Source organism: Oryzisolibacter propanilivorax, assembly GCF_900103645.1.
GTDB lineage: Bacteria > Pseudomonadota > Gammaproteobacteria > Burkholderiales > Burkholderiaceae_C > Melaminivora > Melaminivora propanilivorax.
The window spans coordinates 1-21,612 of sequence record NZ_FNHP01000007.1; the positions used below are offsets into that span (position 1 = coordinate 1).

Genomic DNA, 21,612 nt, shown 5'->3' on the forward strand with positions numbered 1-21,612 from the left:
GGCATCATGTGCGCCAGGTTCAGCGTCGAGACGATGGGCTGGCGCACGTTGGCGTAGGCATTGCCCGGAATGGACGACAGCCAGGCATCCACGGCATTGAGCGTTTCGGGGATCGTCACGAACCCGCGCCCCTGAATGACGCGCTCCACCATGCGCAGCTTCTCGTCGGCTACGGCAGCGTCCTCGTCCATGACGGTGACGGTCGCCGTCAGGTAGCCGAAGGCGACTTGATCGCTGCCCAGCTCCTGCAAGGCCGCGTCCGCGTCGGCGGCCTTGTTGCTGGCGTCGGTATCGACCAGCGGGCTTTCCTGCTGGAAGATCGTTTCGCGCAGCAGCGCGATGACGTTCTTGCGCTTGGCGAACCACTGGCGGCGCAGACGCCCCAATTCCCGTTCCGCCTCGGATTTGTCGAGGCACAGAAAGCGCGTACTCCAGCGATATCCAAATCCCAGGCGGTTGAGGTCGTCCAGAATCCCCGGCCAGGTCGAGGTCGGGAAGCCTCGCACCGACACCACGCGCAGGTGCCGCTCGCCCAGCATGGGCGCGAGGCCACCGACCAGCGGCGAATCGGTCAGCAGCGCGTCGATGTGAAAAGGCACCTTGGGCACGCCCACGCGATAGCGTCGCGTCGAGATGGTCGCGTGCAGGTAGGTCAGGGTTTGCGCGTCATCGAGCCAGGCGATTTCCGGCATCACGCCATCGAGCAGGTCAAAGACCCGATCCGTTTCTGCAATGAAGGCTTGCAGCCGCTCGCGCCAGTCCACGCCATTCGTCGGCGTGTTCTCGTAGAGCATCTTGGCGGCGCGGGCGCGGGATTCTTCCGGCGGCAGGTACACCAGTGTCAGGTGATAGCCACTCTCGAAGTGATGGCCCGATTCCTCGAAGGTGGCCCGGCGTTCTTCCTCCACCAGCCACGAAAGCGGCTCGGGAAACTCCGAGTGCGGGTAGTCGGCAGCGGCGCGGCGCTCGGCCTCGATGAACAGCGCCCAGCCCGAACCCAGCCGGCGCAGCGCGTTGTTCAAGCGTGCCGACGTGGCGATCAGCTCGCCTTGCGTGGCGCTGTCGAGGTCAGGCCCGCGAAACCGGGCCGTGCGCTGGAAACTGCCGTCCTTGTTCAAGACGACGCCCGGTGCGACCAGCCCGGCCCAGGGTAGCCAGTCGGCGAGCAGCGCAGGCCGCTGGCGGTATTCGGCGAGGTTCAGCATGGCGGCGTCCCCTCACACGTCCAGCAGCGGGCGGTGCTTGATGTGTCGGGCGAAGACCTGCATGAACTGCGGATCGACACGCGCGCCCCACACGGCCAGCGAGTGGCCGACGATCCAGAGCACGACGCCGGGAATCCACAGTTGCAGGCCCAGCCCGACGGCGGCGGCCAGCGTGCCGTTGGCAATCGCCACGGTGCGCGGTGCGCCGCCCAGCAAGATCGGCTCGGTGAGCGAGCGATGCAAAGGCACCTCGAACCCGGCCGCGAAGCTATCCGGGCCGCTCATACGACAGCCCCGCCCGAGAACGAAAAGAACGACAGGAAGAAGCTCGAAGCCGCGAAGGCGATGGACAGGCCGAACACGATCTGGATCAGCTTGCGAAAGCCGCCTGACGTGTCGCCGAAGGCTAGTGCGAGGCCCGTGGCAATGATGATGATGACCGCGACGATGCGCGCCACCGGCCCCTGAATCGACTCCAAGATCGACTGCAACGGGCCTTCCCAGGGCATCGAGGAACCAGCGGCCTGCGCGGTGCCGGCCAGGAACAGCAACAGCGCGGCCAGCAGCAGCCCTTGTCCCGAAGGGCGGGCCAGGCTGTGCAGCCGCGACAGCGTGGGCAGGCGCAAAGCCGGATTTGCAGAAAAACGGAAAGCAGGAACGTACATCTGCGTCATGGCAGTTCTCCAGGGTGGTCAGGGGACGGGGAAGTCGCCGCAGCGGGTGCGGCATCGGGGATCGGCGGCAGCTCGGGAAACGGCGTTTCCAGCGCCTCCAGTGCATCCACCAGTTGGTAACCCACGCCGTCGAAGCCGACGACGTGGGCGATGCTCTCGATGCGGCGCTTGCGTCCGCGTCCGGCGATGTGGATCACCACGTTGACCGCCTCGGCGATCAACGCACGCGGCGGGTTCACCGCCACTTCGAGAATCAGTTGCTCCAGGCGCAGCAATGCGCCGATGGCGGAACCCGCGTGGATCGTGGCGATACCGCCGGGGTGGCCGGTGCCCCATACCTTGATGAGATCCAGCGCCTCGGCGCCGCGCACCTCGCCGACCACCACGCGATCCGGGCGCAGGCGCATGGACGAACGCACCAGTTCGGTCATGGACACCACGCCAGCGCGCGTGCGTAGTGGCACATGGTCGCGGGCCGCGCATTGCAGCTCCACCGTGTCTTCGAGCACCAGCACGCGGTCGCCTGTGGCGGCGATTTCCGCGAGCAAGGCATTGGCGAGTGTGGTCTTGCCGCTGCTGGTAGCGCCAGCGATCAAGACGTTCTGCCGCTCGCGCACGGCGCGAACGAGAAAGCCCGCCTGCGCGCTGGTCATCATCCCGTCGATGACGTACCGCTCCAGCGGGATCACGCCGATGGCCCGCTTGCGCAGCGCGAAGGCCGGCCCCGGTGCAGCCGGCGGCATGATGCCCTCAAAGCGTTCTCCCGTCTCGGGCAACTCTGCCGACAGCAGCGGCTGGCCGCGATGCACCTCCGCGCCGACGTGGGCCGCGACCAGGCGGATGATCCGCTCGCCATCGGCTTCGGGCATTTCCACGCCCATAGGCGCGCGGCCCGACGACAGGCGATCCACCCAAAGGGTGCGATCCGGGTTGAGCATGATTTCCACCACGTCGGGGTCTTCGAGCGCGGTGGCGATCAGCGGCCCCATTGCCGTGCGCAGCATCTGGATGCGCCGGTCGAGCGACGTGGCACTCATGGATTGGGGAACGGCGCTCATGACGCACGCTCTCGCGCCTGAGCCGCTGCCGCGGCGTCCTCCATCCGCATCGGGTCGGGGTGCAGCTCCTCCACCACGTCGCGCACCAGGCTGCGTCCGCGCATCAGGTGGCGGCCAAGCTGCTCGGTGAACTGCTCGAAGCGCGCCTTGCCCTGCGCACGGGCCGCGTCTTGGTGCGCTTCGGGAACCGGCGTGCTGACGGTCAGGTAGTAGCGGATGAAAAGCGCCAGCGTCTCGATGGCGATGTTCTGGTCGCGCTCCATGCGCTCGGTCTGGCGCGATAGGCGATCAAGGCGCTTGGCGATGGCCGCCTCGCGCTGGTCGGCGGCGTCGGGCGACAGCCACGATGCGAGCGCCGCTGCGACGATGGACGACTTGGACACGCCTTTCTTGGCAGCTAGTTCATCGAGCCGCTGGGCGTGCTCGGGCTGGATAAAGAGGTTCAGGCGATAGTGGCTCATAGCTCGATTCCGTCGTTGGGGTCGAGGGACGCCAGCCGGGCCGTGCGCTGCATGGCCGGATCAAGCTGGCGAGGAAGGGGAAGCGGCAGGTCGTCGTCGTCATCGAGCAGGCCGAGGTCGGCCGCGGGCGCGGCCAGCTCGGGGTCGTAGGCGACGGCCTCAGTTAGCTCGGGCTGACGGCGCGGGCCGCCGTCGTCGGCCGACGCCCGGAAACCTTCGGCGGCATCGGCCGCAGGCGCGGCAGGCACGGCAGGAATCGCCAGGCCACTCCAGTCGTCGGGGCGCAGTGGCGGCGCGTCGGCGTACCGGCCGTCCGCCAGCGCCGGCGGCGGCAGCACGCGCCGCTTGAAATTGGCGTCGGCGTAGTAGCGCAGCTTCCGGGCCTTGATCGGCGCCATGCTGGACACCATCACAACGGCTTCGTCAGGCGGAAGCTGCATGACTTCGCCTGGCGTCAGCAGCGGGCGGGCCGTCTCCTGGCGCGACACCATCAGGTGGCCCAGCCACGGCGCGAGCCGATGGCCCGCGTAGTTGCGCTGCGCGCGCAACTCGGTAGCGGTGCCGAGCGTCTCGGAAATGCGTTTAGCGGTGCGTTCGTCATTGGTGGCGAACGTCACGCGCACATGGCAGTTGTCGAGAATGGAGTGGTTCTGCCCATACGCCTTGTCGATCTGGTTGAGCGACTGCGCAATGAGAAAGCTGCGGATGCCATAGCCCGCCATGAAGGCTAAGGCTGTCTCGAAGAAGTCGAGCCGGCCCAGGGCCGGAAACTCATCGAGCATCAGCAGCAGCTTGTGGCCGCGCTTGATGCCGTCGCTGCCGTCGAGCGATTCGGTGAGCCGTCGTCCGATCTGGTTGAGGATCAACCGGATCAAGGGCTTCGTGCGGCTAATGTCCGAAGGCGGCACCACCAGGTACAGCGATACAGGGTGCTCGGCGGAAATGAGGTCGGCGATGCGCCAGTCGCAGCGCGAGGTGACTTCGGCCACCGTGGGATCGCGGTACAGGCCCAAGAACGACATGGCAGTGCTCAACACACCGGAACGCTCGTTGTCCGACTTGTTGAGCACTTCGCGCGCCGCAGAGGCCACCACCGGATGCGGGCCTCCACCATCCCCGTTCACCAGGTGGGGCGTGGTCATCATCCGGTGCAAGGTCAGCTCAAACGGACAGGCTGGATCTGACAGGAAGTTCGCCACGCCGCGCAGCGTCTTGTCTTCGCCCGCATACAGCACATGCAGGATGGCGCCCACCAGCAGAGCGTGCGAAGTCTTCTCCCAGTGGTTGCGCTTCTCCAGCGCGCCTTCGGGATCGACCAGGATGTCCGCGATGTTCTGCACGTCGCGTACCTCGTGCGCGCCGCGCCGCACTTCCAGTAGCGGGTTGTAGGCTGCCGACTTCGCATCCGTGGGGTTGAACAGCAGGCAATGCGAGAAGCGCGAGCGCCAGCCTGCGGTGATTTGCCAGTTCTCGCCCTTGATGTCGTGGACGACGGCGGACGCGGGCCAGGACAGCAGCGTCGGCACGACCAAGCCGACGCCCTTGCCCGAGCGGGTGGGCGCGAAGGTCAGGACGTGTTCTGGGCCTTCATGCCGCAGATATTGGCGGTCGTGCTGGCCGAGGAACACGCCGGCCGGCTGTGTGAGGCCGGCTTTGCGAATGTCATCCGCGTTCGCCCAACGGGCCGATCCGTAGGTCGTGACCAAGCGTGCCTGCCGTGAACGCCAGACCGACATGGCAATCGCCACCAGCACGGCGACAAGACCGCTGCCGCCCGCGATGGCACCGCCGGTATCGAACACGCGCGGCGCGTAGGCGTCGAAGAAGAACCACCACTCGAACAGCCGCCACGGGTGATAGACCGGCGTGCCGAAGAAATCGAACCAAGGCGAGCCAAGGCGTAGTTGATAACCAAGGGCGGCTGCTGTCCATTGTGTGGCGCCCCACACACCAGCGATCACGATGCCGAACACTGCGGCAATCTGACCGAACAGCACGTTCGTCCCTTGCATGCTCCTCTGCCTCCGATCACGACACACTGAGGTGCCGCAGGAATGAGGATCAAGGCTCACACGCGAGTTGGTCAAAGACCGTTGTGATGACGATTTAGGCCAAAAAGGTCAGAATTCCTAATGGGAAGAGCATAAAGAAAGCGCCGCACACACGAGCGCGTTGTGGCGTGACGACGTAACAATTAGAACCCCATCGCCACGAGGCGAAGGCAGAAACGCTATTTGGACTTCTGTTCCGACTTATCTACCGAAAAAGTGCCATTCAGCGGCTCAGGCTGCATGCAGACAAATTTCTGCCACCGACTTTCGCGCGAACCTTTTTGCGTCGGGACTAAGCTTCCTTGATGGGCTTGGGATGGGCAACGAGCGCAACCATGGTTTCCGAAGGCAGGCGTACCATAGGCTGTCAACGTCGCCCCATCAACAGCAGCATCGATTTTTTCTATTTTCCTTCATCGAGACGATCAAGAATATCTAGTGTTGTTCAATTCAGTCGCCGAGCCAATGAAGTTCACTCTTTCAATGAAGCGGTCCACCACTTCTAGAAGCTCCGTGTTACGACGCAGCAAATATGTCGTCAGCATTGGTGGTTTGCCTGCCAAAGGTCGAGCTACCACACCTAGCTCCCTACTGGAGGCGATATGTGCCGCTCCCGCCAGACCCAAGGCCAAGCCGGCGGAAACCAAGGTCATCATGAGATCAAAAGTGGCAACATGCTGAACAATCAGCGGTTCTCGTTCGTACTTGCGTAGGATGCGGTCGATCTGGCGCGCATGGCCTTCGCACACCGCTGGATCACCTAGCACCAGTGGATAGTGCAGCACCTCCTCCAGTGGAACCCGCTTGTAAGAAAGTATAGGATGACGTGCAGGTACGGCGACCATTAATTCATCTTCCCAGGCAGGGGTTACCACGAGTCCATCACCTACGTCATCGGCCATTGAAAAGCCAGCGTCGTACAAGTCATCATGTAGGCCCTTTATCTGCTGAGCCAGCGGCACCTCGAACAGCCGCACCTCGACCTCGGGGTCTTCTTCGCGGCACTGCGCGAGCAGCGAGGGCAAGCGTAATGGCGTGATGCCGTCAGACAAGGCTATGCGCAATTGTCCATGATAGCCTTTGGTAGCCGACTTGACGCTATCACGTGCTTGCTCCAACGCTGCAAAGACCCGTGGGACATACTCCAAAAACAGCCGGCCTGCACGGGTTAATTGCGTGCTACGCGTCGTTCGAACAAACAGGCGTGTACCGAGTTCCTCTTCTAATTCTTTAATGGTGCGGGACAGGGGTGACTGATCGATATGCAGGCGCTCGGCCGCTCGGGCAAAGTGGAGCTCTTCAGCCACGGCCAGGAAGCAGCGTAGATGTCGCAATTCCATGAGCAGCGCCCCGAAAATTGATCGTCGAAATTACAAAAACATTATTCAAACGCTTCATGACGAAACGGTGACAGCAAGATTACTTTTGTGTCAGAAATTATAATTTTCCAAACCACCACGCTCTATTGATCTTCCAAGCCTTGGCAAGAATGATCAACCCTTGAATCAACCCAGAGCTTGGCGATGAAACCTCGCCTATCACTCTGAACATCCCAAAGATTGGAGAGTCTCCTTAAGATACTGGGGCGCTTCCCCTCATCCAGCGTACTATCTGCTTCATTTATTCACAGAGACCGCGTCCGGTGCGTTCCATTGCCCAACCAGCACAGATCAAGAACCTTCTTTTAATAATGCGCTTGTTTTACTTGCGCAGCAGCAGGGCCGGCAGATTTGTCGAGTATTTATGCAGAGGCTTTTTCAATTGCAGCGTATTTAATAATGCAACCTACAAAATATCGGGATTTCTTCCGACATACAAAATAAACATCATAGGCAAAAATCTTGAGGGCATTTATTTTAGAGTTGCGCCGACTCGTAGATGCCGCAAAAGGAAAGCAAATGCAGGACTCACCCATGCACAAAATTGATCAGCAGCACAAGAGCAACCATGCCCATGGGCATCCTTACTTAAAATTCTGGATCAACATGGCCCTGGGATTGATCGTCATGTATATAGTCATGTTTTCGATGATCGATACAAGCAAAGATTTTCGAAACAATATCAACATGTTTTATATGGCGTTAACGATGTGGGCACCCATGGGGATTTTCATGCTGGCAACAATGCCTAGTATGTTCCCGAACCGCGGGCTCAACGTCGTGTTGTACGCAATCTTTGTGCTGCTCACGGTCAGCTCCTTCTTGGCCACAAGATGGCAAAATGCTGTGGGGGACAGTCAGTTTGTAGCCTCCATGATCCCGCACCACTCTGGCGCAATTCTTATGTGTCGCGAAGCAAAGTTATCGGATCCTGAGCTCATTGCCCTCTGTAGTGAAATTTCCAAAGGACAGCGATCCGAGATTGAGCAAATGAATCGAATCGCTCAACGCTTGCAACATTAAAATAGGCGACGGAGGCCTCTGGCGATGCAGGCCACCAAGAAACAAACTTGCACCTTGATGCTAGGTATCCATTCACTGGAGCGTTGCGATGCGACCATCAAGCACCGAGCAATGGATAAGCGTCGGAATTTTTATCGTTGCCTCGATGAGCTGGAGCGGCTCTAGGCTGATTCTCGCGTTAAGGTCGAACACTCATCCAAGTGATTAAGCGTCAGCTCGACCATGTGGAGCACGCCACCGCAGGTTAGGCCAAGAGCACAGCGCGGTTGCATAACCTGCGCGCACTGTGCAATCTGTCGATGGTGCGACGCCATCTGGATGCAGTGCAAACGTGTATGTGCCTGCAAAGCGCGAGAGTCGCTGGATCAAGAGCGCACGGATGCACAAATCTGAAAAGCGGTTGCAGGTGACGCCCACTGGCGCCACGCAACCGCTGAAATCCTGCATTGAGCACACCCGACGGTGCCTCGTGCAGGCCTTCCTTAGCGCGGCTTCCGTATTAATACATAGACTGCAGGAATGACGAACAGCGACAGCAGCGGGGCGGTGATCATGCCGCCGAGCATAGGGGCCGCTATGCGGCTCATGACCTCTGACCCCGTACCGCTGCTCCAAACAATAGGCACCAAGCCGGCCAGGATAACTGCCACGGTCATGGCTTTGGGCCGCACGCGCAACACTGCTCCGATACGAATGGCATCCAGAAGCTCTTCCTTCGTTGGCCTCTGTCCGTTGGGACAGCGCTCCTCTAGCGCGTGCTTGAGGTAAATAAGCATCACGACGCCGAATTCTGCGGCAACCCCCGCCAAGGCAATGAAACCCACGCCAGTGGCAATCGACAGGTTGTACCCCAGCAAGTACAGAAACCATATTCCTCCGGTCAGGGCAAACGGCAGCGTGGCCATGATCAGGAAGGCCTCGTCTAGGCGCGAGAAGGTCAGGTACAGCAGCACGAAGATGATCAGCAGCGTGGCTGGCACCACCACCTTCAGGCGTGCGTCGGCACGCTCCATGTACTCGAACTGCCCCGAGTAGGCGATGCTGACGCCTGGCTCCAGCTTGACCTCGCGGCCCACCGCAGCACGCAGTTCGTTGGCCACCGAGGCCAGGTCGCGCCCACGGACATCGACATACACCCAGCCGGACGGGCGTGCGTTCTCACTTTTGAGCATGGGCGGACCATCGGTGATGGCCACGCTGGCCACCGTGCCCAGCGTGATCTGCTGGCCGTTGGGGGTCCAGATCGGCAGTTGCACCAGTCTCTCGGGAGAGTCCCGCCACTCGCGCGGGTAACGCACGCTGATCGGGAACCGCGCCAGGCCCTCGACGGTTTCCGAAACGTTCTCCCCGCCTACCGCCCCAGCCACGACGGACTGGATGTCCGCCACATTGAGCCCGTAGCGACCAGCGGCCGTGCGATCGATGCGCACGTCCACATAGCGACCGCCGGTCAAGCGCTCCGCCAGCGCCGAACTGACGCCTGGGATACCCTTGGCGACATGCTCGACCTGGAGCGCGATCTGGTCGATCACACGCAGGTCGTTGCCGGTAACCTTGACGCCGATCGGGCTTTTGATGCCGGTGGCCAGCATGTCGATGCGGTTGCGGATGGGCGGAATCCAGATGTTGGCCAAGCCGGGAATCTTGACCGCTTTGTCCAGTTCCTCGACCAGCCGCTCGGGCGTCATCCCGGGGCGCCACTGCTCCCTGGGTTTGAGCTTCACGGTGGTCTCGAACATCTCCAGCGGCGCGGGGTCGGTTGCGGTTTCCGCCCGCCCAGCCTTGCCGAACACGCGTTCGACCTCGGGCACGGTCCTGATCATGCGGTTGCTGATTTGCAGCAGCTCGGCGGCGCGCTGGGCCGACAACCCCGGCAGAGCCGAGGGCATGTAGAGCAGGTCGCCTTCGTCCAGCCGGGGTAGGAACTCTCCGCCCAGCCGGGCCAATGGCCATGCGGTAGTCGCCAGGGCCAGCACCGCGATCAGCAGCGTCGTCTTGGGCCGGCGTAGCACCCACTCCAGACTGGGCCGATACACCGCGATCAACACGCGCGTGATGGGATTCTTCTGCTCATCCGGGATACGCCCGCGAATCCAGTACCCCATGAGCACCGGGATCAGGGTCACCGACAACCCTGCCGCCGCAGCCATGGCGTAGGTCTTGGTGAACGCCAGCGGTCCGAAAAGGCGGCCTTCTTGCGCCTCCAGCGTGAACACGGGGATGAAAGACAGGGTAATGATCAGCAGCGAGAAGAACAGCGCCGGGCCGACTTCTTGTGCGGCCAGGGTGATCACACGCCAGCGCTCCTCGCCCTGCAGGGATTCTCCGGGATGCTCATGTTGCCAAGCTTCCAGCTTCTTGTGAGCGTTCTCGATCATCACCACGGCGGCGTCCACCATGGCGCCTACTGCGATCGCGATGCCCCCTAGCGACATGATGTTGGCGTTGATTCCCTGGTAGCGCATCACCAGAAAGGCTGTCATCACGCCCAGGGGCAGGGAGATGATGGCCACCAGCGCCGAGCGCAGATGCCACAGGAAGAGCGCGCAGACCAGCGCCACCACCAGGAACTCCTCGCCCAGCTTGAGCGTGAGGTTGCGGATGGCGCGCTCGATCAGCGCGCTGCGGTCATAGGTGGTGACGATCTCGACGCCCGGCGGCAGGCTCCCCTTCAATTGTTCCAGCCTGGCCTTGACGGCGGCAATCGTCTCCTGCGCGTTCTTGCCCGAGCGCAGAATGACCACACCGCCGGCAACCTCACCCTCGCCATCGAGCTCGGCAATGCCGCGCCGCATTTCGGGGCCGACCTGCACCGTCGCCACGCCGCCCAGGCGCACCGGAACGCCGCCGCGCGCCACCAGAGGAACCGCGCGAAAGTCGTCCAAGCTTCGCAGGTAGCCGTTAGCGCGCACCATGTACTCCGCCCCCGACAGCTCCAGCACCGATCCGCCCGTTTCCTGGTTGGCGTTCACCAGCGCATCGCGCACCTGGCCTTGGCTGATGCCAAGGGATGTCAGCTTGACCGGATCGAGGACCACTTGGTACTGCTTGACCATGCCGCCAACGGAGGCCACCTCGGCCACATTAGGCAGGCTCTTGAGCTCGAACTTGAGGAACCAGTCCTGCAGCGCGCGCAGCTGCGCCAAGTCGTTCTTGCCTGTGCGGTCTACTAGTGCGTACTGGTAGATCCAGCCAACCCCGGTGGCATCGGGGCCGAGTGCGGGCTTGGCCGTGGCTGGCAGCCGGCCCTGGACTTGGTTCAGGTACTCTAGCACCCGCGAGCGCGCCCAGTAGAGATCGGTTCCGTCCTCGAACAGCACGTAGACGAACGAATCGCCAAAAAACGAGAAGCCACGCACCGTCTTGGCGCCCGGCACCGACAGCATGGTGGTGGCCAGCGGATACGTCACCTGGTTCTCGACGATCTGCGGCGCCTGGCCGGGGTAGGTCGTGCGGATGATGACCTGCACGTCCGACAGGTCCGGCAGCGCATCCACGGGCGTGCTGCGCACGGCCCACACGCCCCAGGCCGTCAGCATGGCCGTGGCCAGCAGCACTAGGAAGCGGTTAATGACCGACCAGCGGATCAGTTTCGCAATCATGGCTTGACCCCTTCGATCGCGGTGATCACGTAGTCCTCGCCCTGCTTGGCGAAGGTGAACCGCACGGTTTGTCTGGGCGTAAATCCCGCAGCCAGCTTTGGATCAGCCAGCTTGAAGCCCATGGTCATGGCGGGCCACTTGAGGGCCGGCACGGCGTCGTGGGCCAGCGTCAACTCAGTCGGGGAAACCTCCTCGATCACACCACGCACCGTGAAGGCGTTGGCCGCTGCAGCCGATGGCGTAGAGACGCCATGTCCGCCGTGCGGCTGCGCCGGGGTGGAAGCACCAGCCTGGGCGGGCAGCAAGCCACGCAGGCTGGCCTCCGAGTCGATCAAGAACTGCGCCGAGGCCACCACCTGTTGCCCTGCGGCCAGGCCGCTCTTGACCACCAACTGGTCGCCGATCTCTGCACCCAACTGCACCTCAACGGGGTGGAACTTGCCCGGGCCATCGACCACATAGGCCAGCGCGCGCCGGCCGGTGCGGATCACGGCCTCGCTGGGTACCAGCAGCGCGCTCTGTTCGTTGCCCTTGAGGGCGACCTGGCCCGACATGCCCGCCTTCAGGCGCTGGCCGGGGTTGGGCAGCTCCAGGCGCACGCGAACCGTACGGGTGTCGCGGTTGGCCTCCGGCAGGATGGCGACGACGCGCGCCCGCAGCTCCTCGCCGGGAAAGGCCGCCAGGCGCACCTGGGCGGCCTGGCCTACCTGCAGCGGGCCGCTCTGCGCCTCGGGCACCGCCACCTCGACCCAGACCGTGGACAGTCCGTTCACGCGCGCCAAGCTCGCGCCGGCGGCCACGGTCATACCCTGGCGCACCATGAGTTCGGCCACCAGCCCGCCCTGGGGCACGGTCACGGTATAGAGCCCGCGCGGCTCGCCGCTGCGCTCCACCTGGGCCACCAGGCTGCTGGGCATGCCCAGCAGCAGCAGGCGCTGCCGGGCCGCCTCGGTCAAGGACTCGTCCTTGAGCGCGCGCACCGCCAGAAATTCGCGCTGCGCCGCCACCCATTCGGGCAGCAGCAAGTCCGCCAAAGGCGCGCCCGCGGCGATCACGTCGCCCGGTGCGCGCGCATAGACGCGCTCGACGAAGCCTGCGGCACGCGCTTGCACGATGCTGACCTCGCGGTCGTTGAGCAGCACGGTACCCACGACATCCACATCAGCGCTGACGCTGCGTTGCACGACCTCGGTCGTGCGCAAGCCCAGCGACTGCACGGTCTGTGGCGAAACACTGAGACCGGAACCGTCCTCCCCGTCTTCATCGGCGTACTTGGGCACCAGGTCCATGTCCATGAACGGCGACTTGCCCGGCTTGTCAAATTTCTGCGTCGGCGACATAGGGTCGTACCAATACAGCACCTTGCGCTCGGTGGTTGCGCCGGCGCCCGCGCGCGCGGCGGTTGCATCGGCCACATGGGCGGTGCCCGCGCGCCATTGGGCCAGGCCCCAGCCGGCGGTGATACCTATGACAATCAGAGTCAGGCCAAGCAGGCTTTTTTTTATCGAGTTGTTCATGTGGATGTGCTCCCATCAATCGGCAATGAGGCTGTTCAGGCGCACCACCAGGCTGTCGTGCTGGGCCTGCAGGTCGATCAGGCGCATGCGCGCCTCTAGCACCTGAGCGCGTGTGACAAGCACGGCGCTCAGATCGCCCTTGGCGGCGCGGTAGTTGGCCAGCGCCAGGTCGGCGCGCTCCCGGGCCAGGCGCAGGCCGGCGCTGTTCAGGCGCTCCAGCTGGCTTTGCAGCGCCTGTAGTTCGGCGGCGTTGTCGTCAAGCTCTTGCAAGTGACGTCGTGCCACATCGTCCTGTTCGGCCTCCAGGCGTTCAAGTTCACGCTGCTTGGCCTCGATCATTGGTACCTGGCGGCGGTCCTTCTGCCAGGGCAGGTCGAACGTGACCTGGAACGACACCATGTCGCCCCATTGACGCCCACGCCGGTTGTAGGCAACTTCCCACGACCAGTCGCCACGTGACTCTGCCTGAGCCTCGTGGGATTCCGCTCGTGCTGCACGCTGCATCGCCGGGTACAGTTCCAGCTCAGCGTGGTGCGCGAGGTCGGCACGCAGCTGCTCCACAGATCGCGTCAGTGCGCCAGGGCCACCGCTCAACGATTCGTCGGCGCGCGAACCGACCCAGCGGCGCAGCAGGGAGCGGGCCTTGGACCGGTCGCGCCGCAGGTCGTCGCGCCGGTCGGACAGCGCGAGTGCCTCCTGCTGCGCTGCCAGCAGGTCGTTGGCCTGCGCCGTGCCGCCAGCCACCCGGGCGGGCAGGCTGTCCTGCAGGCGCTGGTTTTCGGCGAGCAGCTCGGTGAGCAATTGCTCGCGCTGCTCCACGGCTTGGGCGGCAACCCAGGCCAAGCCAACCTCCTGCCGGATCTGCAGGCGCTGCAAGATTTGTGTTGCACGCTCGCGCTCCACACGAGCCTGCGCGCTGGCGACCTTGGCATAGCGCTTAGCGCGGTTGGGCACCTCCTGCATCAAGGCAATGCGCTGCATCGTCATGGAGTCGCGCGTCAGGCTCCAGCGGTCCATGCCGCTGATGGGCAGGCTTTCCACGCCCACGGCCAGCTTGGGATCGGGCAACGTGCCGGCCGCCTTCTGCGTGGACTCGGCGGCCTCGATCTGCAGCCGCAGCGCCGCCGCGCGCGGGCTTTGCTGCTCGGCGATGGCCAGGGCCTCAGCAAGGCCCAAGGCATGGGCCTGGCTAGCAGCCAGCGCTGCGCCAGCCAGCATCAGGCCCAACCGTATCCTGAAACCGTGGGTATTTGCGCGCGGGATGCCAGCGGCCCGCACGGGGTGGCGCTCGCTGTGAGCACCAAAAAATTGGATAAACATGAGGATCCTCGAAATGGACAGCTACACAGACACCTGCTGCACTGCGTCAAGCCGCAGCGCGCATGGGGTAGCAAGTCAATTCCGAAGAACCTGGAGCGTCAGATAGAGCGCCAGCGCGCCAGCGCGGGAGTCGGGCTGCACTTGGCGGGGCCGGGAATCCACCACCAGCGGCGCGTTGATCGCCTCCGGGAGCACATAGCCTATCCAGGCCGTGTGCGCCACGAGCAGCTGTAGATCCACACCATATGACGAAGGTGCAGGCTGGCCATCGCCGCTGCAATGGGCCCGGCACAGATGCGGCGCCTCGTCGTCCATCGTTCCGGGCATGGCGTGGCAGTCCGGCATGGAGGGCATGCCCGCCGTGTCTTCCGTCACCATGCCGGCAGCCTGCATCAAGGCAACGTGCCCCGCGGAGTCTTGCTTGGGGCATGCATACATCGCCAGTGCCATCTGTGAGAACAGCAAGGCCAAGACGAGGCCTCCGGCAATACGACGGCCCCATTGCGTGACGATGCGTCGGATGAAAGCCATGGTGGATGTTCGCTGTGCTGGACCAGGGGCAAATTGCCGTGGATCAGAAAAACATCGCGGGAAAGAGGTGCCGCGATTGCCTACCGAACGCAACGACCTGCTCTGCGCGCATGGAAGTCATCGAGAATCCGGCCCTGTGGAGCCGGCATCTGGCATGCCCGTGCGCCTCGCAATCGGCCAATCCGAGAATGCCAGCACATACAGCGCGATCAGGTTGACCATGGGGACGATCATCAGCAGGCCGAGCCAGCCGGAAAAACCCGCTTTACCAAATATCTTCCAGAACGGCAGCACGATCACGACCGCCTCCAGCAGCATCATGAGCCAATGCATGCCGAGCCACCATGCCATGTCGCTGGTACCAATCCCGTTCACCATGAAACGCGCCTTTCATTGAAAGCCTCAAAGCCCGTGGCCAGGCCTATGCATTCCGCAGCCGCAAGGCGTTGAAGATGACGGAAGCCGAACTCAGGCTCATCGCCAGCGCCGCGATCATCGGTGACAGCAGCCAGCCGGTGAACGGGTACAGCAGGCCGGCGGCGATCGGCACGCCGATGCCGTTGTAGACGAAGGCGAATGCCAGGTTCTGGCGCATGTTGCCCACGGTGTCGATGGAAATCTGGCGCGCCGCCGCGATGCCGCGCAGGTCGCCCTTGACCAGGGTGACTTGGCCGCTGTTCATCGCCACGTCAGTGCCGGTGCCCATGGCCACGCCCACGTCGGCCTTGGCCAGCGCAGGTGCGTCGTTGATGCCGTCGCCAGCCATGGCGACCACATGGCCCTCTTGCTGTAGCTTCTCGACCAAGGCCAGCTTGTCGGCGGGCTTGACCTCGCCGTGTACCTCGTCGATGCCCAGCTTGGCACCCACGGCGCGAGCCGTGGTGAGACCATCGCCCGTGGCCATGACGATGCGCAGGCCGCTGGCGTGCAGGGTGTCGATGGCCTCGGGCGTGCTCGACTTGATGGGATCGGTCACGGCCAGCAGGCCAGCGAGGCGGCCGTCGACTGCCAAGTGCATGACGCTGGCGCCCTCGCCACGCAGACGCTCACCATCGGCCTTCAACGCCGCCACGTTGACACCTTCCTGCTCCATGAGCGCGGTGTTGCCCAGCGCCAGGCGTCGGCCTTCCACGATGCCACGCACGCCTATGCCGCTGCCCGACTCGAAATCAACCGGCTTGGCCAGCGGCAAGCCTTGCTCGCGCGCCGCACTCACGATGGCATCGGCCAGCGGGTGCTCGCTGCCCTGGTCCAGGCTGGCCGCCAGGCGCAGCACCTCAGCAGGCGTGAACTCGGGCGTGGCAATGGACGTCTCGAAAGCGGGCCTGCCTTCGGTAAGCGTGCCGGTCTTGTCCACGATCAGCGTATCGACCTCGCGCATCTTCTCGATGGCGGCGGCATCGCGGAACAGCACACCCTGCGTGGCCGCGCGGCCCGTGGCGACCATCACTGACATAGGCGTCGCCAAACCGAGCGCACATGGGCATGCGATGATCAGCACCGCCACTGCGTTGATCAGGCCGAACACCCAACTGGGCTCGGGACCGAATAGGCCCCAGACGAAGAAAGTGGCGGCGGCGATCGCCACCACCACTAAGACGAACTTGCCCGCCACCACGTCGGCCATGCGCTGCATGGGCGCTTTGGAGCGCTGGGCCGACGCCACCATCTGCACAATCTGCGCCAGCATGGTGGCCGAGCCGACCTTCTCGGAGCGCATGACCAGCGCGCCGCTGGTATTGAGCGTGGCGCCGATTAGGGCGTCGCCTACGCGCTTGGTCACGGGTAGGGGCTCGCCGGTCAGCATGGATTCATCGACCGCGCTGCGGCCCTCGGTCACCACACCATCGACGGGCACCTTCTCGCCAGGGCGCACGCGCAGCAGGTCGCCGACATGCACGTGGGCGAGCGGCACGTCCTCCTCGCTGCCGTCGGCGTTGATACGCCGCGCGGTCTTGGGCGCCAGTCCCAGCAGCGACTTGAGCGCGGCCGAGGTCTGTGAGCGCGCCTTCAGTTCCAGGATCTGCCCGAGCATGGTCAAAGAGATGATGACCACCGCCGCCTCGAAATACACGGCCACGCGGCCCATGGCCACGAATGAGGCGGGGAACACCTGCGGCGCCAGCGTAGCGACGACGCTGTAGACGAAGGCCGCCCCTGTGCCCAGGGCGATCAAAGTCCACATGTTGGGGCTGCGCTGTACAACGGACTGCCAGCCGCGCACGAAGAAGGGCCAGCCTGTCCACAGCACCACCGGCAACGACAGCACCAGCTCGATCCAACTCTGCGCTGCCATGTCGAACCAGCCCAGGCGATGCCCGAACATGGCTAGCACTGTGACGATCACCGTGAGCGGCAGCGTCCACCAAAAGCGACGCTGGAAGTCCTTGAGTTCGTGGTTGTCTTCCGCATCCAGCGGAATGAGCGGTTCCAGCGCCATGCCGCACTTGGGGCAATTGCCTGGGTGATCCTGCCGCACTTCGGGATGCATGGGGCAGGTGTAAATAGTGCCGGCGGGCACCGCTGCCGGAGTAGCAACGGGCTCAGGCGATGGCTGGCCGGCACCGTCGCCATGCCCATGCGCATGCTGGTGGCCGGCGTGCACTTCGTCCTCGGGCATCAGGTGCATCTGACATTTTGGGCAACGCCCCGGGTGATCCTGGCGCACCTCGGGATGCATGGGACAGGTGTAGATAGTGCCCGCCGAGGCCTCTTCGCCGCCGACGTGATCGTGATGATGCGGGTGATGGTTCATGACCATGCCTTTTTTGAAGTGGGCACGATTCTTGACCTCGCCATCATGGGAAGGTCAAGCGGCTTTCCCGGTGTACGCCTCCGGCACGCGACCGGTTGGCTATCGGGACAAGGACTTGCGGTACTGGGCATTGATCTCATCGTGGCGCTGGCGAATCTCGGGCGGCCATTGCGCTTTGATCCAGGACAGTACGGCCACGATCTCGCCGTCGCTCAGTACACCACCATAGATGGGCATGGCCGTGCGGTAGTCGGGCTGATTGATCAGTTGAGCCAAGCCCTGCTTGGTGATGGCGAAGAGCTGCTCGTCGGGGTGGTGCCACGTGTGGCCGCTGGGGTCGTGAGGCGGCGCCGGCAGAAGGCCATCGGCTCCGCGATCCCGCCAGCCCGCCTGCCCCTCGCCCTTGGCTCCATGGCAAGCCGCACACTGCTGCGCGTAGATACGCTCGCCGATGCGCAGCACCTGGGGATCATCAGGACGCAGGCTGTGCTGCGCAGCCGCTGGCCGGTCGGTGGCGCGCAGGGAGAAGTAACCCGCTCCCGCGACCAACAGCGCAAGCAACGCTCCTGCAGTCCACAGGGCCAGCGGTTTCAACGTCATCGCAGCCTCCCCTGATTTCATGCTCGCGCCATATTCTTGTCGTCATGTGTATGACTCAAAGCTGTCCTCTTGCGCTCCACGTGGAATAAAGCGTGGCACCTGCTGCGCGTACTTCTCCCACGCCTGTCCAAAACAGCGTGCGCTTTCCCACTCCTCGTTGTGCGTCAGTCGGGCATATATCACCATCAAGGGGCCACAAGCCATATGACGGTCCCGTGCGCTCCATGGTTCAGCTCCCGTTGGAGTCTTGGCCGATGCGCCGGTCGGGCGCGCCGGAGCCACTTCCATGCCTGCTATGGCCACCGTGGCCCTTATGCATGAAGACATGCATCAGCGGGCAGACCAGCAGCAGGGCGTAGGGCCACCATTGCGCCAGATGGGCACGGTGCTCTGTCCATAAAAGGTAACCGGCAACGACGCCGAACACGAGTAGGCCGAGGGCATAGCGCGAGCGCCAGAATCCGCCGCTCTGCACGCTCTGCGGATGGGATGCATGGTCGTGGGTCATGACGGCCCCCTTACTTGGTACTGGGTGTCGAGGCTCGTGGCACGGACATTCGATCCATCATCATCTGCATCATCGACTCCATCATGTCCATGCGCTTGTCCATCATCTGCGGATCGCATTGCATATTCGCCGTGTCTGCCGATGGCATGCCCGATGCCATCTTCCCGTGCATAGCCCCCATCATGCGCATGCCGTCCTGCATGGTTTTCATGTGTTCGGCCATCAATGCCTGGCGTTCCTGCGGCGTCTTGGCGGCGGCCATCTTCTCGTGCATGGCCTGCATTTGCCGGTTCATCACGGCTATGTCGTCCGAGCTCATGGCCCGGCCCGGCGATGGCAGTGCCGCTGCAGGCGCCGGGGCTGGCGCCGCGCTTGCCGCAGGGGCGGTAGCGTCCGCCGGGTGGTGATCCTTGTGCTCGTCCGTGCCTTGTGCCAACACGCCTACGGAGGCGACGGCGATGCAAAGGCCGATCAAAGAGTGGCGAATGTGAATCATGGTGTTTCCTTCCTGCTGTGAGCAGTGGGCGCAGGTTGCCGCAGCCGGCGGCACGGTGCGGTTGCGCCTTGACTCAGCGCATGGACTGGATGTCGGTGACGACCATCTTCCCGCCTTCCTGGACGACCACGAACTGCACCTTGTCGCCGGGCTTGAGCTTGGCAAGCTGGCCCTTGTCGCGGACAGTGAAGACCATGGTCATGCCAGGCATGTCCAGGTTCTTGATATCCCCATGTTTGAGGGTGATCTTGCCGTTGTCCGCGTCGATCTTCTTGACCTCGCCATCGGTCATGGAGTCCGATGCCTGGGACATATTCATCTTGCCTTGATCCATCGTCGCTTGAGCAAAGCTGCTGACGGGCATGGCTATGCCCATGGCAAGAGCGGAGACGGCAAGAATGTTTTTGATGGTGTTCATGGTGTCCTCTGTGTGAATGGATGGAGCTATGCGCTGACGTGCTGGTTTCAGGCCATCACTTGCGGCCCACCTTGATGGCGCCCTTCATGCCCGCTTCGTAGTGGCCTGGCATCAAGCAGGCGAAGTTCACGGCACCTGCCTTGGTGAACTGCCAGACGATCTCGCCTTGCTTTCCAGGCTGCAACGTCACCTTGCTGGGTTCGTCATGTTCCATGTCGGGAAATTTCTTCATCTGTTCCAGATGCTCCAGCAACTCCTTCTCGGTGCCCAGGCTGAGTTCGTGCTTGACCTGCCCGGCGTTCTTGACGATGAACCGCACGGTCTCGCCCTGTTTCACCTGGATGTTCGACGGCGTGTAGCGCATGTTGTCGCTCATTTCGATGGTGATCGTGCGGCTGGCCTTGGCGGCCACGCCGGGTTTGCCTATGGCGGTCTCACCACCATCGTCATGGCCGTGGCCACCTGCGTGGTTTCCGCTGGCAAACGCGGCCCCTGATGCAGCAAGCGCAGCCATGGCCAAGAGTTGAGAAACAGTGAACCGGGTGAACCTCATGGATGATCTCCAGTTAAAGATTGAAAGCAAAATTCAATGCTCGCCGTGCGATGTCGGCTTGCGCACATTGACTTCGGTGGGCGCCGCAGGCTTGCGCACACGCGGCATGGACTGCCCGCCTTCGGCACTGAAGCGCGCTGGCTCGGCGATGGGGCCGGTGTACTTTCGCGCCACCGTTCCTTCGGGGTGTTTGAACCAGCCGGGGTCTTTGTAGTCGCCGGGCTTCTGATCACGGCGCACCTTGAGCACGCTGAACATGCCGCCCATCTCCACCGAGCCGAACGGCCCCTGGCCGGTCATCATGGGGAGGGTGTTGTCCGGGATGGGCATCTCCATCTCGGCCATGTCCGCCATCCCACGCTCGCCCATGGCCATGTAGTCCGGGATGAGGTTGTTGATCTTCTTGGCCAAGCCGCTGTGGTCCACGCCGATGAGCGTGGGCACGCTGTGGCCCATGGCGTTCATGGTGTGGTGGCTCTTGTGGCAGTGGAAGGCCCAGTCGCCTTCCTCGTCGGCCACGAATTCGATCTGGCGCATCTGGCCCACGGCCACGTCGGTGGTCACCTCGGGCCAGCGCGCGCTCTTGGGTGTGGGCCCGCCATCGGTCCCCGTGACAACGAACTCATGACCATGCACATGCATCGGGTGATTGGTCATGGAGAGATTGCCGATGCGGATGCGAACCTTGTCGTTGAGGCGGACATTCAAGGAGTCGATGCCCGGAAAGACGCGGCTGTTCCACGTCCACATATTGAATTCCGTCATTTCCGCGACCTTGGGCGTCGCGGCTCCGGGCTCGATGTCATAGGCGCTCAGCAGGAAACAGAAGTCCCGCTGCACCTCGTCGATCAGGGGATGCCTGGCCTTCGGGTGCGTGACCCAGAAACCCATCATGCCCATGGCCATCTGCACCATCTCGTCGGCATGCGGGTGGTACATGAAGGTGCCGGGCCGGCGCGCCACGAACTCATAGACAAAGGTGTCACCTGGCTGGATGGTCGGCTGGGTCAAACCGGCAACACCATCCATGCCATTGGGCAGACGCTGCCCATGCCAGTGGATGCTGGTGTGTTCAGGCAGTTTGTTGGTGACGAAGATGCGCACGCGATCGCCTTCCACCACCTCGATCGTGGGGCCGGGGCTCTGGCCGTTGTAGCCCCACAGGTGGGCCTTCATGCCCGGCGCCATCTCACGTACCACGGGCTCTGCCACCAGGTGGAACTCCTTGACACCCTGGTTCATGCGCCACGGCAGGGTCCAGCCGTTGAGCGTTACCACGGGGTTGTACGGTCGCCCCGTATTGGGCACGACCGGCGCCATGGTGTTCGAGCTGGACTGGATCACCGGTTCGGGCAGGGCCGCCATCGCCACGCGGCTGACCGAGCTGGCGGCCACTGCGCCACCGGCAATACCGGCGAACTTGAAAAAATCTCTTCTGGATGTCATGGCAATCGTTTCTGT

20 protein-coding genes are annotated in these 21,612 nt (G+C 63.3%); 1 reads left to right on the forward strand and 19 read right to left on the reverse strand.

The annotated features are described in order from the left end of the window. From BLQ61_RS12070 to BLQ61_RS12100, 7 genes are all read right to left on the reverse strand, one after another. Positions 1–1,205 (reverse strand): VirB4 family type IV secretion/conjugal transfer ATPase (locus tag BLQ61_RS12070; RefSeq protein ID WP_483823609.1); only part of this gene is annotated, 1,205 nt, incomplete at its 3' end. Positions 1,206–1,217: 12 nt separating this feature from the next. Beyond that, positions 1,218–1,490 (reverse strand): VirB3 family type IV secretion system protein, encoded by a 273-nt coding sequence (locus tag BLQ61_RS12075; RefSeq protein ID WP_016452334.1) that lies wholly within the window; start codon positions 1,488–1,490, stop codon positions 1,218–1,220. Next, positions 1,487–1,879 carry a TrbC/VirB2 family type IV secretion system protein gene (locus BLQ61_RS12080; protein WP_091570602.1) on the reverse strand — a complete coding sequence of 131 codons (393 nt, stop codon included), beginning with the start codon at positions 1,877–1,879 and terminating at the stop codon, positions 1,487–1,489. The genes BLQ61_RS12075 and BLQ61_RS12080 overlap by 4 nt, the downstream gene beginning before the upstream one ends. After that, complete coding sequence (gene trbB, locus BLQ61_RS12085) at positions 1,876–2,937, reverse strand: P-type conjugative transfer ATPase TrbB (RefSeq protein WP_091570605.1); 1,062 nt, start codon at positions 2,935–2,937, stop codon at positions 1,876–1,878. The genes BLQ61_RS12080 and trbB overlap by 4 nt, the downstream gene beginning before the upstream one ends. Then, positions 2,934–3,398: a CopG family transcriptional regulator gene (locus BLQ61_RS12090; protein WP_091570607.1), complete on the reverse strand. Its 465-nt coding sequence runs from the start codon at positions 3,396–3,398 to the stop codon at positions 2,934–2,936. The genes trbB and BLQ61_RS12090 overlap by 4 nt, the downstream gene beginning before the upstream one ends. Continuing rightward, positions 3,395–5,410, reverse strand: coding sequence for a conjugal transfer protein TraG (locus BLQ61_RS12095; protein ID WP_091570610.1), 2,016 nt, complete (start codon positions 5,408–5,410; stop codon positions 3,395–3,397). The genes BLQ61_RS12090 and BLQ61_RS12095 overlap by 4 nt, the downstream gene beginning before the upstream one ends. 464 nt (positions 5,411–5,874) lie before the next feature. Then, entirely contained in the window at positions 5,875–6,789 is a 915-nt protein-coding gene (locus BLQ61_RS12100; protein ID WP_091570613.1) for a LysR family transcriptional regulator, read from the reverse strand. A 573-nt stretch (positions 6,790–7,362) separates the two neighbouring features. Between BLQ61_RS12100 and BLQ61_RS12105 the strand changes: the two genes are divergently transcribed. Continuing rightward, on the forward strand, positions 7,363–7,851 hold the full coding sequence (locus BLQ61_RS12105) for a DUF305 domain-containing protein (protein WP_175488284.1): 489 nt from the start codon (positions 7,363–7,365) through the stop codon (positions 7,849–7,851). Positions 7,852–8,333: 482 nt separating this feature from the next. Here the strand turns inward: BLQ61_RS12105 and BLQ61_RS12110 are convergent, their stop codons facing one another. The 12 genes from BLQ61_RS12110 to BLQ61_RS12165 form a co-directional block, all read right to left on the reverse strand. Beyond that, entirely contained in the window at positions 8,334–11,453 is a 3,120-nt protein-coding gene (locus BLQ61_RS12110; RefSeq protein ID WP_091570618.1) for an efflux RND transporter permease subunit, read from the reverse strand. Next, on the reverse strand, positions 11,450–12,970 hold the full coding sequence (locus BLQ61_RS12115) for an efflux RND transporter periplasmic adaptor subunit (RefSeq protein WP_091570620.1): 1,521 nt from the start codon (positions 12,968–12,970) through the stop codon (positions 11,450–11,452). Before BLQ61_RS12115 ends, BLQ61_RS12110 begins: the two co-directional genes overlap by 4 nt. A 15-nt stretch (positions 12,971–12,985) precedes the next feature. Beyond that, entirely contained in the window at positions 12,986–14,188 is a 1,203-nt protein-coding gene (locus BLQ61_RS12120; RefSeq protein WP_175488285.1) for a TolC family protein, read from the reverse strand. Between the two features lie 177 nt (positions 14,189–14,365). Beyond that, positions 14,366–14,821 carry a hypothetical protein gene (locus BLQ61_RS12125; RefSeq protein WP_091570624.1) on the reverse strand — a complete coding sequence of 152 codons (456 nt, stop codon included), beginning with the start codon at positions 14,819–14,821 and terminating at the stop codon, positions 14,366–14,368. 117 nt (positions 14,822–14,938) lie between these two features. Continuing rightward, positions 14,939–15,199 (reverse strand): hypothetical protein, encoded by a 261-nt coding sequence (locus BLQ61_RS12130; protein WP_091570627.1) that lies wholly within the window; start codon positions 15,197–15,199, stop codon positions 14,939–14,941. 43 nt (positions 15,200–15,242) lie between these two features. After that, complete coding sequence (locus BLQ61_RS12135) at positions 15,243–17,576, reverse strand: copper-transporting P-type ATPase (RefSeq protein WP_091570949.1); 2,334 nt, start codon at positions 17,574–17,576, stop codon at positions 15,243–15,245. Positions 17,577–17,675: 99 nt separating this feature from the next. Beyond that, complete coding sequence (locus BLQ61_RS12140; protein ID WP_091570629.1) at positions 17,676–18,176, reverse strand: c-type cytochrome; 501 nt, start codon at positions 18,174–18,176, stop codon at positions 17,676–17,678. A 229-nt stretch (positions 18,177–18,405) separates the two neighbouring features. Further along, positions 18,406–18,684, reverse strand: a complete 279-nt coding sequence (locus BLQ61_RS12145; RefSeq protein ID WP_091570632.1) for a DUF2933 domain-containing protein — start codon at positions 18,682–18,684, stop codon at positions 18,406–18,408. Positions 18,685–18,694: 10 nt separating this feature from the next. Then, complete coding sequence (locus tag BLQ61_RS12150) at positions 18,695–19,180, reverse strand: hypothetical protein (protein ID WP_091570635.1); 486 nt, start codon at positions 19,178–19,180, stop codon at positions 18,695–18,697. Between the two features lie 73 nt (positions 19,181–19,253). Continuing rightward, complete coding sequence (locus tag BLQ61_RS12155) at positions 19,254–19,598, reverse strand: copper-binding protein (RefSeq protein ID WP_091570638.1); 345 nt, start codon at positions 19,596–19,598, stop codon at positions 19,254–19,256. A 55-nt stretch (positions 19,599–19,653) separates the two neighbouring features. Beyond that, positions 19,654–20,151, reverse strand: a complete 498-nt coding sequence (locus tag BLQ61_RS12160) for a cupredoxin domain-containing protein (RefSeq protein ID WP_091570640.1) — start codon at positions 20,149–20,151, stop codon at positions 19,654–19,656. 33 nt (positions 20,152–20,184) lie between these two features. After that, entirely contained in the window at positions 20,185–21,597 is a 1,413-nt protein-coding gene (locus tag BLQ61_RS12165; RefSeq protein WP_091570643.1) for a multicopper oxidase family protein, read from the reverse strand. Between the last annotated feature and the right edge of the window lie 15 nt (positions 21,598–21,612).

Bases quoted from the DNA above. Each gene is read 5' to 3' on its own strand.
- BLQ61_RS12105 (WP_175488284.1), top strand. From the start codon at position 7,363: ATGCACAAAATTGATCAGCAGCACAAGAGCAACCATGCCCATGGGCAT.
- BLQ61_RS12115 (WP_091570620.1), bottom strand. From the start codon at position 12,970: ATGAACAACTCGATAAAAAAAAGCCTGCTTGGCCTGACTCTGATTGTC.
- BLQ61_RS12160 (WP_091570640.1), bottom strand. From the start codon at position 20,151: ATGAGGTTCACCCGGTTCACTGTTTCTCAACTCTTGGCCATGGCTGCG.
- BLQ61_RS12130 (WP_091570627.1), bottom strand. From the start codon at position 15,199: ATGGTGAACGGGATTGGTACCAGCGACATGGCATGGTGGCTCGGCATG.
- BLQ61_RS12140 (WP_091570629.1), bottom strand. From the start codon at position 18,176: ATGACGTTGAAACCGCTGGCCCTGTGGACTGCAGGAGCGTTGCTTGCG.
- BLQ61_RS12135 (WP_091570949.1), bottom strand. From the start codon at position 17,576: ATGAACCATCACCCGCATCATCACGATCACGTCGGCGGCGAAGAGGCC.
- BLQ61_RS12150 (WP_091570635.1), bottom strand. From the start codon at position 19,180: ATGATTCACATTCGCCACTCTTTGATCGGCCTTTGCATCGCCGTCGCC.
- BLQ61_RS12110 (WP_091570618.1), bottom strand. From the start codon at position 11,453: ATGATTGCGAAACTGATCCGCTGGTCGGTCATTAACCGCTTCCTAGTG.
- BLQ61_RS12155 (WP_091570638.1), bottom strand. From the start codon at position 19,598: ATGAACACCATCAAAAACATTCTTGCCGTCTCCGCTCTTGCCATGGGC.
- BLQ61_RS12100 (WP_091570613.1), bottom strand. From the start codon at position 6,789: ATGGAATTGCGACATCTACGCTGCTTCCTGGCCGTGGCTGAAGAGCTC.
- BLQ61_RS12145 (WP_091570632.1), bottom strand. From the start codon at position 18,684: ATGACCCACGACCATGCATCCCATCCGCAGAGCGTGCAGAGCGGCGGA.
- BLQ61_RS12080 (WP_091570602.1), bottom strand. From the start codon at position 1,879: ATGACGCAGATGTACGTTCCTGCTTTCCGTTTTTCTGCAAATCCGGCT.
- BLQ61_RS12075 (WP_016452334.1), bottom strand. From the start codon at position 1,490: ATGAGCGGCCCGGATAGCTTCGCGGCCGGGTTCGAGGTGCCTTTGCAT.
- BLQ61_RS12165 (WP_091570643.1), bottom strand. From the start codon at position 21,597: ATGACATCCAGAAGAGATTTTTTCAAGTTCGCCGGTATTGCCGGTGGC.
- BLQ61_RS12090 (WP_091570607.1), bottom strand. From the start codon at position 3,398: ATGAGCCACTATCGCCTGAACCTCTTTATCCAGCCCGAGCACGCCCAG.
- BLQ61_RS12125 (WP_091570624.1), bottom strand. From the start codon at position 14,821: ATGGCTTTCATCCGACGCATCGTCACGCAATGGGGCCGTCGTATTGCC.
- trbB (WP_091570605.1), bottom strand. From the start codon at position 2,937: ATGAGCGCCGTTCCCCAATCCATGAGTGCCACGTCGCTCGACCGGCGC.
- BLQ61_RS12120 (WP_175488285.1), bottom strand. From the start codon at position 14,188: ATGCTGGCTGGCGCAGCGCTGGCTGCTAGCCAGGCCCATGCCTTGGGC.
- BLQ61_RS12095 (WP_091570610.1), bottom strand. From the start codon at position 5,410: ATGCAAGGGACGAACGTGCTGTTCGGTCAGATTGCCGCAGTGTTCGGC.